Annotated in this window: 14 protein-coding genes and 1 other RNA gene; 11 read left to right on the forward strand and 4 right to left on the reverse strand. The window is 60.8% G+C overall.

Annotated features, from left to right (window positions below; all coding sequences use genetic code 11):
* Window positions 1-78 precede the first annotated feature (78 nt).
* A complete protein-coding gene (locus tag ACZ445_RS04665) occupies window positions 79-723 on the forward strand; it encodes an MBL fold metallo-hydrolase (RefSeq protein ID WP_179028824.1) in 645 nt (214 codons plus the stop codon).
* A gap of 190 nt (window positions 724-913) precedes the next feature.
* Complete coding sequence (locus tag ACZ445_RS04670) at window positions 914-1,687, forward strand: YiaD family glycine zipper/OmpA-like lipoprotein (RefSeq protein WP_464708017.1); 774 nt, start codon at window positions 914-916, stop codon at window positions 1,685-1,687.
* 62 nt (window positions 1,688-1,749) lie between these two features.
* Here ACZ445_RS04670 and ACZ445_RS04675 read toward each other — a convergent pair whose 3' ends face one another.
* From ACZ445_RS04675 to ACZ445_RS04690, 4 genes are all read right to left on the reverse strand, one after another.
* Window positions 1,750-2,331: a BON domain-containing protein gene (locus ACZ445_RS04675; RefSeq protein WP_012722284.1), complete on the reverse strand. Its 582-nt coding sequence runs from the start codon at window positions 2,329-2,331 to the stop codon at window positions 1,750-1,752.
* On the reverse strand, window positions 2,328-2,921 hold the full coding sequence (locus ACZ445_RS04680; protein ID WP_007904374.1) for a phosphoheptose isomerase: 594 nt from the start codon (window positions 2,919-2,921) through the stop codon (window positions 2,328-2,330). Before ACZ445_RS04680 ends, ACZ445_RS04675 begins: the two co-directional genes overlap by 4 nt.
* Window positions 2,922-3,013: 92 nt before the next feature.
* Entirely contained in the window at window positions 3,014-3,385 is a 372-nt protein-coding gene (locus tag ACZ445_RS04685; RefSeq protein ID WP_464704821.1) for a YraN family protein, read from the reverse strand.
* On the reverse strand, window positions 3,385-5,196 hold the full coding sequence (locus tag ACZ445_RS04690) for a penicillin-binding protein activator (RefSeq protein ID WP_179028823.1): 1,812 nt from the start codon (window positions 5,194-5,196) through the stop codon (window positions 3,385-3,387). The genes ACZ445_RS04685 and ACZ445_RS04690 overlap by 1 nt, the downstream gene beginning before the upstream one ends.
* A gap of 176 nt (window positions 5,197-5,372) precedes the next feature.
* On the opposite strand from ACZ445_RS04690, the gene rsmI reads away from it, so the two are divergent.
* The 9 genes from rsmI to mraY all read left to right on the forward strand — a co-directional run bounded on the left by rsmI (window position 5,373) and on the right by mraY (window position 14,422).
* A complete protein-coding gene (gene rsmI, locus ACZ445_RS04695) occupies window positions 5,373-6,278 on the forward strand; it encodes a 16S rRNA (cytidine(1402)-2'-O)-methyltransferase (RefSeq protein ID WP_183133308.1) in 906 nt (301 codons plus the stop codon).
* A 96-nt stretch (window positions 6,279-6,374) separates the two neighbouring features.
* Window positions 6,375-6,728, forward strand: an RNA gene (gene rnpB, locus ACZ445_RS04700) — RNase P RNA component class A.
* Between the two features lie 354 nt (window positions 6,729-7,082).
* A complete protein-coding gene (gene mraZ / locus ACZ445_RS04705) occupies window positions 7,083-7,538 on the forward strand; it encodes a division/cell wall cluster transcriptional repressor MraZ (protein ID WP_003171868.1) in 456 nt (151 codons plus the stop codon).
* On the forward strand, window positions 7,535-8,482 hold the full coding sequence (gene rsmH, locus ACZ445_RS04710; protein WP_012722289.1) for a 16S rRNA (cytosine(1402)-N(4))-methyltransferase RsmH: 948 nt from the start codon (window positions 7,535-7,537) through the stop codon (window positions 8,480-8,482). Before mraZ ends, rsmH begins: the two co-directional genes overlap by 4 nt.
* Window positions 8,479-8,772, forward strand: a complete 294-nt coding sequence (gene ftsL / locus ACZ445_RS04715) for a cell division protein FtsL (protein WP_010213047.1) — start codon at window positions 8,479-8,481, stop codon at window positions 8,770-8,772. The genes rsmH and ftsL overlap by 4 nt, the downstream gene beginning before the upstream one ends.
* Window positions 8,772-10,514 carry a peptidoglycan D,D-transpeptidase FtsI family protein gene (locus ACZ445_RS04720; RefSeq protein ID WP_165447909.1) on the forward strand — a complete coding sequence of 581 codons (1,743 nt, stop codon included), beginning with the start codon at window positions 8,772-8,774 and terminating at the stop codon, window positions 10,512-10,514. The genes ftsL and ACZ445_RS04720 overlap by 1 nt, the downstream gene beginning before the upstream one ends.
* Window positions 10,514-11,977 (forward strand): UDP-N-acetylmuramoyl-L-alanyl-D-glutamate--2,6-diaminopimelate ligase, encoded by a 1,464-nt coding sequence (locus ACZ445_RS04725; RefSeq protein WP_058422958.1) that lies wholly within the window; start codon window positions 10,514-10,516, stop codon window positions 11,975-11,977. The genes ACZ445_RS04720 and ACZ445_RS04725 overlap by 1 nt, the downstream gene beginning before the upstream one ends.
* On the forward strand, window positions 11,970-13,340 hold the full coding sequence (locus ACZ445_RS04730; RefSeq protein ID WP_464708018.1) for a UDP-N-acetylmuramoyl-tripeptide--D-alanyl-D-alanine ligase: 1,371 nt from the start codon (window positions 11,970-11,972) through the stop codon (window positions 13,338-13,340). The genes ACZ445_RS04725 and ACZ445_RS04730 overlap by 8 nt, the downstream gene beginning before the upstream one ends.
* Window positions 13,340-14,422, forward strand: a complete 1,083-nt coding sequence (gene mraY, locus ACZ445_RS04735) for a phospho-N-acetylmuramoyl-pentapeptide-transferase (protein ID WP_058422956.1) — start codon at window positions 13,340-13,342, stop codon at window positions 14,420-14,422. Before ACZ445_RS04730 ends, mraY begins: the two co-directional genes overlap by 1 nt.
* The last annotated feature ends 1 nt before the right edge of the window (window position 14,423 follow it).

The raw sequence follows: 14,423 nt of genomic DNA on the forward strand, positions 1-14,423 counted from the left end.
ATAAAGTGCAATTATTCTGGCGATACAGCGCGCGAAGTTATAGTTTAATTGCATTGACCAAGATTCAGAGGATCACCCATGACGCTCACGGCTTCCACGCTGATTCGCGAAACCTTCCCCGTAGGCCCCTTGCAGTGCAACTGCACCATCATCGGCGACCCCCTCAGCAAAAAGGCCATCGTGGTCGACCCTGGCGGCAACCATGAGCTCATCCTGGCGCGGCTCGATGCCCTGGGCCTGAAGGTGGTCAGTATCATCCACACACATGCCCATCTCGATCACTTCCTGGCGTCCGGCCAGTTGAAGGAGAAGACCGGCGCCACCTTGCACTTGCACAAAGAAGATCAATTCCTTTGGGACAATCTGGAAATGCAATGCCAGATGTTTCGCGTGCCCTATACCCCGGTGCCTTCGCCAGATCGCTGGCTGGAGCATGATGAAGAGTTGGCCTGCGGGTGTGGCGTGGCATTGCACACCCCGGGGCATACGCCGGGCTCGATGAGCTTCTGGTTTGCCGATGCCAAGCTGCTGATTGCTGGCGACACCCTGTTCCGACGTGGTATCGGGCGTACGGATTTGTGGGGCGGCGACCAGGCGACTATCGTGCGTTCGATCAAGCAGCGGCTATACACGCTGGATGAGGGGGCGACCGTGGTGACCGGGCACGGCCCGGATACCCGATTGGGTGATGAAATGCGTGAGAACCCTTTTGTACGGGCGTGACGGAATAATTGCCGGGTAGGGCTGTTCTGTCAGAGGCAAGCGTTGCAGCAAAAACTCAGGTCGTGTTCAGCGTGCGTCTGCTACGGTTTCTGTAGCGACGGAATTTTTGCCGTTTGTCGTGTTCCAAACTCGGCACAGGTCCATTGCAATGTCCTTTGCACCATAGAATGCAAAAGTAGGAGCTTCCTTCATGTTCACTTCGCGTCGTCTGCTTGTTGTTGCTACCGCCGTAGCCCTGTTGTCCGGCTGCGCATCCCCTAATCCTTATGACGGCAGCAGCCAGGGACAGGCGAGTAATGAATCCGGCGGTATGAGCAAGACCGCCAAGTACGGCGGCCTGGGTGCCCTGGCCGGTGCACTGGCGGGTGCGGCCATCGACCATAACAACCGTGGCAAGGGCGCGCTGATCGGTGCCGTGGTTGCAGGTGCCGGCGCAGCAGGTTACGGCTACTACGCCGATCAGCAGGAAAAGAAACTGCGCGAGAGCATGGCCAATACCGGGGTTGAAGTTCAGCGCCAGGGCGACCAGATCAAGCTGATCATGCCGGGCAACATTACCTTCGCCACCAACTCGGACGCGATCTCCAGCAGCTTCTACCAGCCGTTGAACAACCTGGCCAACTCGCTCAAGCAGTTCAACCAGAACACGATCCAGATCGTCGGTTATACCGACAGTACGGGCAGCCGTCAGTTGAACATGGACCTGTCCCAGCGTCGTGCGCAGAGCGTGGCCAACTACCTGACGTCCCAGGGCGTCAACGGGGCCAACCTGAGCGCACGCGGTGCCGGCCCGGATAACCCGATTGCCAGCAACGCCGACGTCAACGGCCGCGCCCAGAACCGTCGCGTAGAAGTCAACCTCGGCCCGATCCCAGGCCAGCAGTACGGTCAGCAAGGTACTCAGCAGCAGGCGCCACAGCAGAACAATCAGTTCCAGGGCAACCCGTACTCGCAGTACCAGTAAACATTCGCTGATAAAAGAGGGCGCCTGTGTAAGGCGCCCTTTTTTGTGGCTGCGTGATTACATCAATCGATGTATTCGAACACCTTCACGATTTTCTGCACGCCGGACACACCTTGCACCAGGTTGGCTGCGCGAGTGGCTTCGGCCTGGGTCAGCAGGCCCATCAGGTAGACGATACCGTTGTCGGTCACGACCTTGATGCGCGAACCAGGGATCGCGTTATCGGTGAGCATCTGCGCCTTGATCTTGGTGGTCAGCAGGGCGTCGTTGCTGATGGCCAGCAGGGTGATCGGGTCCATCACCTGCAATTCGTTATGCACTTTCTTTACGCGCTGCACGGCAGCGGCGGCTTGCTCGGCCTGGGCCTTGAGGTCGGCGCGTGGCGTCTGGCCAGCGAGCAGTACGACGCCGTTGAAGCTGGTCACGACGATGCGCGAAGCGCCATTGCCCAGGTCTGGCGCGGCCTTGGCAACGTTGACCTCGACCTTGGTTTCGATCAGCGAGTCATCGATCTTGCTGCCGAAAGTGCGGGTGCCCTTGTCATCCTGAATAGGGGTGTCACGTGTCGCGGTGATGGCCGTGCTGCAGCCGCTGATAGCGAGGCACAGGGTGATGGCCAAAAGGCTGAGGCGGTTAACGGTCATTCTTCACTCCCAAACAGTTGGCTGTCGATCAGATCGCACAGGCAATGGATCGCCAGCAGGTGGACTTCCTGGATACGTGCGGTGACATTGGCCGGGACACGAATTTCCACGTCTTCAGGCAACAGCAGTGAGGCCATGCCGCCGCCATCGCGCCCGGTCAATGCTACGACAATCATTTCGCGATCATGTGCGGCCTGGATCGCTTGAATAATATTCGCCGAGTTGCCGCTGGTGGAAATCGCCAGCAGCACGTCACCCGGTTGGCCCAGGGCGCGGATCTGCTTGGAGAAGATTTCGTTGTAGCTGTAGTCGTTGGCAATCGAGGTGATCGTCGACGAATCGGTGGTCAAGGCAATGGCCGGCAAGCTCGGGCGCTCACGCTCGAAGCGGTTGAGCAGCTCGGACGAAAAATGCTGGGCATCGCCGGCCGAACCGCCGTTGCCGCACGAAAGCATTTTGCCCTCGTTGAGCAAGGCGTTGACCATGACCTGACTGGCTTGCTCGATGTGCGGTGCAAGTACGTCCATCGCCTGTTGCTTGGTGTCGATACTGGCCTGGAAAAGCTGGCGAATTCGGGATTGCATGTCCATCTGTGTGACCTTAAGTAGCGCGGCTGTTTGGCACAGGAATGTGCAGCCCGCAAAGCAAAGAGCAAAAGTGTGTGGTGAAGATGTCCGGCGAATCAGCTGTCGAAGGCATTCTTGAGCCAGTTCAGATCAGCCTGACCAGACGGTGTGCTTTCTATGGCAACCACATCGAAACGGCAGGGGGCGTCGGCCCAGCGATGCTCTTTTTGCAGGAAGCACTGCGCGGCGAGTATCAGCTTCTGACGCTTGCGCCCGTCGATACTGGCGAGCGCGCCACCCCATTGTGCGTGTTTTCTGTAGCGGACTTCGACGAATACTACTGTATCGCCGTCAAGCATGACCAGATCAAGCTCACCGCGTTTACATAACCAGTTCTGCGCCAACAGGCGCAGACCTTGTTGTTGCAAGTACTTCAGGGCTTGCAGTTCGGCGTCCTTGCCGCTTTGTGCGCTGGACCGCTCGGGCATCAGCGCGGCGTGTCCGGCAGGCGCTGGATCTCGCCACCGACAAACTTGGCCCAAGGCATCTGGCGATCAACGCGCTGGTTGGCGCTGATCCCCAGGTTGCCCGACAGGCCATCGACACGGGTGTCTGGCAGCGCCTTGAGTTGCCCCAGGCGCGGCGCCAGGCGGTAGGCGTCGACGCCCATCGCGTACAGGCGGCCGAGGCTGCCATTGGCTTGTGGCCATTGTGCAGCCACCTGGTTGCGCAGCGGGTCGGTGGTGTTGAGCAACCAAGGCGTTTCGCAGAACATCACGTTGGTCATGTCCAGGTACTGGTTCTTGTCGCCGCTCGCGCTGAACACGTGGGACGTGGCGTACACCGGCACGTCGCCTGCGTATTGGAAGTTCAAGGTCGGCTTGATCTGCTGGGCCAATTGCGGGGGCACGGCCATGAAGATGAACTCGATGTCCTGGCGACGCGACGGCTGCGCGGCGACATCGGTGCCGACGGTGCTTTGCAGGCTCTTGGCGCGGCCTTCGCTTTTGCGCAGCTGGAACAGATCGGCAATTTGCTGGGCGAGGGCGACGGGCTGATCGACATACTCAACCCCCATGACCTGGCCGCCATTGGCTTCCCAGTCCTGGCGGAAGGCTTTGTAGACACGCTCACCCCATTCGCCACGCGGAACCATGGCAGCGGCGCGATGCAGGCCGTCGGCACGGGCGCGGCGCGACACTTCGCGGGCTTCGTCTTCAGCGGCCAGGCCGAACTGGAACAGTTGCGCCGGGCTGCGATCAGTCTCGCTGTAGTTCAACGCCAGGGTGGTGATCGGCAACTGCGGGCGGGCACTGAGCTGTTTGACCAACGGCTTCTCCAACGGGCCGACCACCAATTGCACGCCGGCGGCCTGGGCCTTGGCGTAGAAGTCGTCGAGGGAGGTCAGGCGCGAGCTGTCATAGAACTCGATGACCGGTGGCTTCTGCCCGGCCTGTTCGGCCTGGTAGTGCGCCGCCATGAAACCTTCACGCAGCGCTTTGCCGACGGAGGCCAGCGGGCCGTCCTGTGGCAGCAGCAGGGCGATCTTGTTCAGGGGCTGGCTGGCCAGTTCCTTTAGCTTGGTCAGCGGCGTCGGCAGTTGCACGGCAGCCGGGTGCCCAGGGTTCTGTGCCCGCCAGGTGTCGATGGCCGCCTGTTGCTGCTCCAGCGTACCGGCGCCCTTGACCGACTGGGCCAGGGTGATCCAACCGTCCAGCACCGGATTGCCGCTGGCTTGCAGCTGTTCGGCCGGCACAGCGGCAATCAGGGCCCAGATGGCTTCGTGGTTGCTTTTGGCGGCATCACCCGTGAGCAGTGGGGCCATGGCGACACGTTCACGGGCGGCAGCCAGGGTCTGGCCGTCGGCTTCATAAGCGCGGGCGTGCACGCTGCCGGTACGGATCTGCTGTTCAGGCGGCAGCTCCTTCAGGCTTTGCAGGCTCGGGTGGTTCAAGGCGGTCAGCGCAGCCTTGGGCTGGTTGCGCGCCATGGCCAGTTCGGCGGCCAGGGTGCTGGCAAACACTTGCGCGGCGGGCTTGAGGACATCCAGGGGCACTTGCGCAAGAATCTGCGACGAGCGCCCGGGGTTGTTCTGCTTGTAGGCCATGTCTGCCGCACTCAGGCGCAGCAACGCGGCCTTTTCTGGCGTCTTGGCGGTGGTGGCCTGTTCGAGCAGTTGCTCGATACTGGCGTCCGGGGTCCGTGGAAGGTCGCCAAGGCTGGACGAGGGCGAGCTGGCGCACGCGGCCAACAAGGCAGCGAGGCAGAGGGCGGAGAGCAGCCGCAGGCAAGCGATCATGTAAGTGTTCCTGATACCGATCAAATTAGCGTGGAATTGTACCCAAGCACTGGCCCAGGCGCGATGTTACTGGCGTGAAACCGTCGATTTAGGTCGTGCAAATGTTGCAACTGGCACCAAACGGCTGAAAAGGCATCGGCCGTGATGGCATATTTTCAAGGCGCCTACGCGCTACAATGTCGCTTTTGCCAACCATCGAGGTGTGCGTTTTGACTGCTCCAGGTCCTTTGAATTCCACTGCAGGCTCGCTTTTTGTCGTGGCGACGCCCATTGGCAACCTGGACGACATCAGTGCCCGGGCACTGAAAGTGTTGCGCGAGGTTAAATTGATCGCGGCTGAAGACACGCGGCACTCCCAGCGTTTGATGCAGCATTTTGGTATCAGCACGCCATTAGCCGCCTGCCACGAACACAACGAGCGCGAAGAAGGCAGCCGTTTTATCGTGCGCCTGTTGGCCGGCGACGATGTGGCGCTGATCTCCGACGCGGGCACGCCACTGATCTCCGACCCTGGCTACCATCTGGTGCGCCAGGCGCGGGCCGCTGGTATCAATGTAGTGCCTGTTCCGGGAGCGTGCGCGCTGATTGCGGCATTGTCGGCGGCGGGCCTGCCGTCGGATCGTTTTATTTTCGAGGGTTTCCTGCCGGCCAAGGCCATAGGACGGCGCGCGCGGCTGCAAGCGTTAAAGGAAGAACCGCGCACCTTGATCTTCTATGAAGCCCCCCATCGCATCCTCGAATGCCTGCAGGACATGGAGCTGGTGTTTGGCGGCGCGCGCCTGGCACTGCTGGCCCGTGAGCTGACCAAGACCTTCGAAACCCTCAAGGGCTTGCCGCTGGAAGAGCTGCGTGCGTTTGTCGAAGGCGACAGCAATCAGCAGCGCGGCGAGTGTGTGGTGCTGGTCGCAGGCTGGACCGCGCCTGAGGACGAAGATGCGGTGGGCAGCGAGGCCATGCGCATCCTGGACCTGCTGCTCAAGGAGATGCCCCTCAAGCGTGCGGCCGCCCTGGCGGCGGAAATCACCGGGGTGCGCAAGAACCTGTTGTATCAAGCGGCGCTGGATAAACAAAAAGACGAATAGTTCCGGGGTTGAACCGGTATTCCGTCTGAACGTGATGGCAATTCTGAACTTTTATTACTTGTCCTAAGTCCGCCGTGCCGTTAACCTGCGCGGCGGAGAGTCGATTGGACAGTCGCTGCCCTCTATGAAAATTAGGGGGGGGAGGAAAGTCCGGGCTCCATAGGGCGAAGTGCCAGGTAATGCCTGGGAGGCGTGAGCCTACGGAAAGTGCCACAGAAAATAACCGCCTAAGCACTTCGGTGCCGGTAAGGGTGAAAAGGTGCGGTAAGAGCGCACCGCACGACTGGCAACAGTTCGTGGCTAGGTAAACCCCACTTGGAGCAAGACCAAATAGGGTCCCAAGGCGTGGCCCGCGCTGGGACCGGGTAGGTTGCTAAAGATGTCCAGTGATGGCCATCGTAGACGAATGACTGTTCAAGACAGAACCCGGCTTATAGATCGACTCTCCACCTTTTTCCTTCTGTCCGAATCTCGGGCAGAAAGCCGGTAGTAACGCAAGAATCCCTCCCTGCCAAATCATTGGCAGATGCATCTTCGTAATACCAAAAAAATCTTACTCTTAATAAATCACTTTAACTTTAGGCCATAGCTCTTTGAGCTATTTGTGCTTGATGAGCCAAAAACATCGCCGAACTCTGGTTTCTCCTCCTTTTACGCTCCTAAATCTCCGTTCTGTAAGGCTTTTCCTTGAATCCGCGCCTTGACGGTGTGGTGGGCGCATTCCTATAGTGTGCGCAAGTGGCGGAAAGTGGCACAAAGTGGGTTTTTTGAACGTAAAACGCTAAAATTTGGAGAAACGCATCTGTGTTTCGCGGAGCTAACGCTATCAGTCTCGATGCAAAAGGCCGTCTCGCCATGCCGAGCCGGTATCGTGACGAGCTCATTTCGCGAAGTTCCGGACAGTTGATCATCACTATCGATGCCGTTGACCCTTGTTTATGTGTTTACCCGCTCGATGAGTGGGAGTTGATTGAAACCAAATTGCGCGCCCTGCCTTCATTGCGTGAAGAGAACCGCCGCCTGCAGCGTTTGCTGATTGGTAACGCCGTCGACCTTGAACTCGATGGCAGTGGTCGTTTCCTGGTGCCGCCGCGCTTGCGCGAGTACGCCAAGCTGGACAAGCGCGCAATGCTGGTCGGCCAACTGAACAAGTTCCAATTGTGGGACGAAGATGCCTGGGATGCTGTTTCTGCAGCTGACCTGGCTGCTATTCAACAACCGGGCGCCATGCCTGATGAACTGCGTGATTTGATCCTGTGACTATTGATAGCGGCTTTAACCACATCACCGTACTGCTTGACGAAGCCGTTGAGGCTCTCGCCGTACGCGCGGATGGCTGCTATCTGGACGGCACGTTCGGCAGGGGCGGGCATAGCCGGTTGATACTCAGCCAGCTCGGGTCCGACGGCAAACTCCTCGGGTTCGACAAAGACCCCCAAGCGATTGCCACCGGGCAAGCGCTAGCGGCCGAAGACGGCCGCTTTGTCGTTGTGCAGCGCAGCTTTGCCGAGCTGGGTGCCGAAGTCGCCGAGCGCGGTATGGCGGGCAAGGTGGCCGGGGTTTTGCTCGACCTGGGCGTGTCCTCGCCGCAACTCGATGACCCGGAGCGCGGCTTCAGTTTCATGAACGACGGTCCGCTCGATATGCGCATGGACCCGACCCGTGGCGTCAGCGCCGCACAGTTCATTGCCACCGCGCCGGTGGAAGAAATCGCCCGTGTGTTCAAGGAATACGGTGAAGAACGCTTCGCCGGCCGCATGGCGCGTGCCGTGGTCGAGCGTCGCGAAATCCAGCCGTTCGAACGCACTGCCGACCTGGCCGAAGTGCTGAAGGTCGCCAACCCTGCGTGGGAAAAGGGCAAGAACCCGGCGACCCGTGCGTTCCAGGGCCTGCGTATTCACGTCAATAACGAATTGGGCGACCTGGAGGCCGGCCTCGAGGCTGCTCTCGAGGCGCTGGAAGTGGGCGGTCGCCTGGTGGTGATCAGCTTCCACTCCCTGGAAGACCGTATCGTCAAACTGTTCATGCGTCGCCTGGTCAAGGGCGAATCCGACAACCTGCCGCGCAACCTGCCGGTACGTTTCGAAGCCTTTGTGCCGAAAATCAAAATCCATGGCAAAGCGCAGTTCGCCTCCGAAGCCGAGCTCAAGGCCAACCCACGTTCCCGTAGCGCCGTCATGCGTGTCGCGGAGAAGTTGCGGTGAGCAAGCTTTTCGCCAAGCCCCTCCCGGGCGGCAGCTTCTTTATGTTGCTGCTGTTTGTTGGCGTGCTGATATCCGCGATTGCGGTGTCCTACAGCGCCCACTACAACCGCCAGCTGCTCAATACCCTGTACGGGGAACTGAGTGTGCGCGACAAAGCCCAGGCGGAATGGGGCCGGTTGATCCTGGAGCAAAGCACTTGGACAGCCCACAGCCGCATCGAAGTGCTGGCGACTGAACAGTTGAAAATGCACATCCCGGGCGCGGCCGAAGTCCGCATGGTGGCGCCATGATGAAACTCGAAGGCGCACTCTACCCCTGGCGCTTCCGCCTGATGCTCGGCTTGCTGGCATTGATGGTGGGGGCGATCGCCTGGCGGATCATCGACCTGCAAGTGGTCGACCGTGACTTCCTGATCGGCCAGGGTGATGCCCGCAGCCTGCGTCACATCCCGATTCCTGCGCACCGCGGCCTGATCACCGACCGTAACGGCGAACCGCTGGCCGTCAGTACCCCGGTCACCACCCTGTGGGCCAACGCCAAGGAGTTGCAGGTCGCCAAGGATCGCTGGCCGGCGCTTGCCGCCGCGCTGGGGCAAGACCCGAAAGCCTTGGCCGAGCGCCTGGAAGCCCAGGCCAACAAAGAATTCATCTACCTGGTTCGCGGCCTTACCCCCGAACAAGGCCAGCAAGTGCTCGACCTTAAAGTCCCCGGTGTCTACGGCATCGAGGAATTCCGTCGTTTCTACCCGGCCGGTGAAACCACCGCGCACATGGTCGGCTTTACCGACATCGACGACCACGGCCGCGAAGGGGTGGAACTCGCCTACGATGAATGGCTCGCCGGGGTTCCCGGCAAACGACAAGTCATCAAGGATCGGCGCGGCAGACTGATCAAGGATGTCCAAGTCACCAAAAACGCCAAGGCCGGTAAGCCCTTGGCGTTGTCGATTGACCTGCGCCTGCAATACCTGGCCAACCGCGAGCTGCGTAACGCGATCATCGAGAACGGTGCCAAGGCCGGCAGCCTGGTGATCATGGACGTCAAGACCGGCGAGATCCTCGCCATGGTCAACCAGCCGACCTACAACCCCAACAACCGTCGCAACCTGCAGCCGGCGATGATGCGCAACCGCGCCATGATCGACGTGTTCGAGCCGGGTTCGACCATGAAAGCCATTTCCATGAGTGCCGCCCTCGAAACCGGACGCTGGAAACCCAGCGACAAGGTCGAGGTGTATCCGGGTACGTTGCAGTTGGGCAAATACACCATTCGTGACGTGTCCCGTACCGAAGGTCCGGTGCTGGATCTGACAGGTATCCTGATCAACTCCAGTAACGTGGGCATGAGTAAGGTCGCCTTCGATATCGGCGGCGAAACCATTTATCACCTGGCGCAGAAGATCGGTTTGGGCCAGCCCACCGGTCTGGATTTCCCAGGCGAGCGCGTGGGCAACCTGCCGAACTACCGCGACTGGAAAAAGGCCGAGACCGCCACGCTTTCCTATGGTTACGGCCTGTCGGTGACGGCGATCCAACTGGCCCATGCCTTCTCTGTATTGGCAAATAACGGCCGCATGGTTCCGCTGAGCCTGATCCATGTCGACGAAGCGCCGAAAGCCACCCAGGTGATCCCGGAAAACGTCGCCAAGACCATGCAAGGCATGCTGCAACAAGTGATCGAAGCGCCACGCGGTGTGTTCCGTGCCCAGGTGCCGGCGTATCACGTGGCCGGCAAGTCGGGTACTGCGCGTAAGACGTCGGTGGGCACCAAGGGCTACGCGGAAAACTCCTACCGTTCGCTGTTTGCCGGTTTCGGCCCGATGAGCGACCCACGCTACGCCATCGTGGTGGTGATCGATGAGCCAAGCAAAGCCGGTTACTTCGGTGGCCTGGTCTCGGCGCCGGTGTTCAGCAAAGTGATGTCCGGCACCCTGCGTCTGATGAACATCACGCCGGACAACCTGCCGCCGACTCAACAAGCGAACGCCGGTCCACCGGCCGCTGCTGTAAAAGCCAATGGAGGGCGCGGCTGATGTCTCTTAGCCTGAACAAGATTTTTGCCCACGCCGGTCGCGATCTGTTGATCCGCGAGTTGAGCCTGGACAGCCGCAATGTACGCGCCGGTGACCTGTTCCTGGCGGTGCCTGGCGGCAAATTCGATGGGCGTGCACATATCGCCGACGCCCTGCAACGCGGCGCGGCTGCCGTGGCCTACGAAGTGGAAGGCGCCACCGTGCTGCCGATCACCGATGTCCCGCTGATTCCGGTCAAGGGGTTGGCCAAACAGCTCTCGGACATCGCCGGGCGTTTCTATGGCGAGCCAAGTCGACATCTCAACCTGGTTGGCGTTACCGGCACCAACGGCAAGACCAGCGTCACCCAATTGATTGCCCAGGCCCTTGACCTGCTGGGGCAACACTGCGGCATCGTCGGCACCCTGGGCACGGGTTTCTACGGCGCGCTGCACAGCGGCCTGCACACCACGCCGAACCCGATTGCCGTGCAAGCGACCCTGGCCGACCTGAAAAAGGCCGGCGCCAAGGCGGTTGCCATGGAAGTGTCGTCCCACGGTTTGCACCAGGGTCGGGTTGCTGCCCTGGCGTTTGATGTGGCGGTGATGACCAACCTGTCCCGCGATCACCTCGACTACCACGGCACCATGGAAGCCTACGCGGCCGAGAAGGCCAAGCTGTTCGCCTGGAACGACTTGAAGTGCCGCGTGGTGAACCTGGACGACGAGTTCGGTCGCCAACTGGCCGCCGAAGACCGTGAATCACGCCTGATCAGCTACAGCCTGGAAGATTCCAGCGCGTACCTGTATTGCCGCGATGCCCAATTCAATGACGAAGGCGTGCGCGCGACGCTGGTGACGCCCCAGGGCGAACATCATTTGCGCAGCACCTTGCTCGGTCGTTTCAACCTGAGCAATACCCTGGCGGCCGTCGGCGCATTGCTCGGCCTGGATTACGCCCTCGACGAAATCCTGCGTGTGCTGCCCAAGCTGGAAGGCCCGGTCGGTCGCATGCAGCGCCTGGGTGGCGGCAATCAGCCGTTGGTGGTGGTCGATTACGCCCACACCCCGGACGCCCTGGAAAAAGTCCTGGTGGCCCTGCGCCCCCACGCCAAGGGCAAATTGCTGTGCCTGTTTGGTTGCGGTGGTGATCGTGATCGCGGCAAGCGCCCGTTGATGGCTGAGATTGTCGAGCGTCTGGCCGATGGCGTGCTCGTCACCGATGACAACCCACGCAGCGAAGACCCGAGCCAGATTTTCGACGACATCCGCGTCGGCTTCAAAGATGTGTCCAAGGCTACGTTCGTTGCCGGCCGTGGCGCAGCCATTGCCCAATTGATCGCCAGCGCCAGTGCTGACGACGTGGTGGTGCTGGCCGGTAAAGGTCACGAGGACTATCAGGAAATCAACGGCGAGCGCCATGCCTTCTCCGATCTGGTCGAGGCCGATCACGCCTTGACCGCCTGGGAGGTTGCCCATGCTTAAACCGATGACATTCAGCGAACTGACCCAGGCCCTGTCGGCCCGTGTACTGTCCAGCGATTGCCGCTTCGACGGCGTGAGTATCGACAGCCGCAACATCAAGCCGGGGCAACTGTTTGTCGCCCTGGCTGGGCCGCGCTTTGATGGGCACGACTACCTTAATGAAGTCGCCGCCAAAGGTGCCGTGGGTGCCTTGGTGCAGCGCGAAGTCGCGGATTCCACACTGCCGCAACTGCTGGTCGCCGACACCCGCCTGGCCCTTGGCCAATTGGGTGCGTTGAACCGTGCCGCGTTCACCAACCCCGTTGCGGCCATCACGGGATCCAGCGGCAAGACCACGGTCAAGGAGCTGCTCGCTGGTGTGTTGCGCACCCGCGGCCCGGTGCTCGCCACCCGTGGCAACCTGAATAATGATTTTGGCGCACCGCTGACCCTGCTCGAACTGGCCCCGGAACACACCGCGGCGGTGATCGAGCTGGGCGCATCGCGTATCGGCGAAATCGCCTACACCGTGGCGCTGACCAAGCCCCACGTGGCGATCATCAACAATGCCGGAACCGCCCACGTCGGTGAGTTCGGTGGCCCGGAAAAGATCGTCGAAGCCAAGGGTGAAATCCTTGAGGGCCTCGATGCATCGGGCACTGCTGTACTGAATCTTGACGACAAGGCCTTCGAAACCTGGCGTGTACGCGCCGCCGGGCGCAAGGTCCTGACGTTTGCCGTGCTCAATGCTGCGGCTGATTTCCACGCATCCAGCATCACCGTTGATGCCCGTGGTTGCCCTTCCTTTACCTTGCACACCCCGCAAGGCAATGAACACGTGCAGTTGAACCTGCTGGGCAACCATAACGTCGCCAATGCCCTGGCCGCGGCCGCTGCCGCCTACGCCCTGGGCGTGTCGCTGTTCGGTATCGCCACCGGGCTTGGCGCGGTGCAGCCGGTCAAGGGCCGTACCGTGGCGCAGCTGGCAACCAATGGCATGCGCGTGATCGATGACACTTACAACGCCAACCAGTCCTCGGTTTGCGCCGCCATCGACCTGCTTAAAGGCTTCGACGGCCGCAAGGTACTGGTGCTGGGCGATATCGCCGAGCTGGGCGACTGGGCCGAACAGTCCCACCGTGAAGTCGGTGCCTACGCGGCCGGCAAAGTCGACGCGCTGTACGCCGTCGGCCCGAACATGGCTCACGCTGTCAACGCGTTCGGCCCCGGCGCGCTGCATTTCGCGACCCAGGCCGAGCTGATCCAGGCGCTGGCGGCGGCTGAACACGACAAACACACAACCATTTTGATCAAGGGATCGCGCAGCGCGGTGATGGAAAACGTCGTCGCGGCCTTGTGTGGCTCAAGTACGGAGAAACATTAATGCTGCTGCTGCTGGCTGAGTATCTGCAACAGTTCCACAAAGGCTTCGCGGTCTTTCAGTACCTGACCCTGCGCGGGATTCTGGGTGTGCTGACCGCGTTGTGTTTGTCGCTGTTCCTGGGGCCGTGGATGATCCGCACCCTGCAGAACCTGCAAATTGGTCAATCGGTTCGTAATGACGGCCCGCAGTCGCACCTGTCCAAGTCCGGCACCCCGACCATGGGCGGTGCGCTGATCCTGTCATCCATCGGTGTCAGTACTCTGCTGTGGGCCGACCTGCACAACCGCTACGTGTGGACTGTGTTGTTGGTGACGTTGCTGTTCGGCGCCATCGGCTGGGTCGACGACTACCGCAAGGTGATCGAGAAGAACTCCAAGGGCCTGCCAAGCCGCTGGAAGTATTTCTGGCAGTCGGTGTTTGGCCTCGCTGCGGCGATCTTCCTCTACACCACTGCGCCAAGCGCAGTGGAAACGACCCTGATCATCCCGATGCTCAAGGACGCCAGCATTCCCCTGGGCATCGGCTTCGTGGTGCTGACCTACTTCGTGATCGTCGGCTCCAGCAACGCGGTCAACCTCACCGACGGCCTCGACGGCCTGGCGATCATGCCGACGGTGATGGTGGGCGGCGCGCTCGGCATCTTCTGCTACTTGTCGGGTAACGTGAAATTCGCTGAATACCTGCTGATCCCCTATGTACCGGGCGCGGGTGAATTGATTGTGTTCTGCGGTGCGCTGATCGGTGCCGGCCTGGGCTTCCTGTGGTTCAACACGTACCCAGCGCAAGTGTTCATGGGCGACGTCGGCGCACTGGCGCTGGGCGCGGCCCTGGGCACCATCGCGGTGATCGTTCGCCAGGAAATCGTGCTGTTCATCATGGGCGGTGTGTTCGTGATGGAAACCCTGTCGGTGGTCATCCAGGTGGCGTCCTTCAAATTGACCGGGCGTCGTGTGTTCCGCATGGCGCCGATTCACCACCACTTTGAACTCAAGGGCTGGCCCGAGCCACGCGTGATTGTCCGCTTCTGGATCATCACCGTGATTCTGGTGCTGATTGGCCTTGCCACCCTGAAACTGAGGTAGA

The organism is Pseudomonas allii, assembly GCF_055380095.1.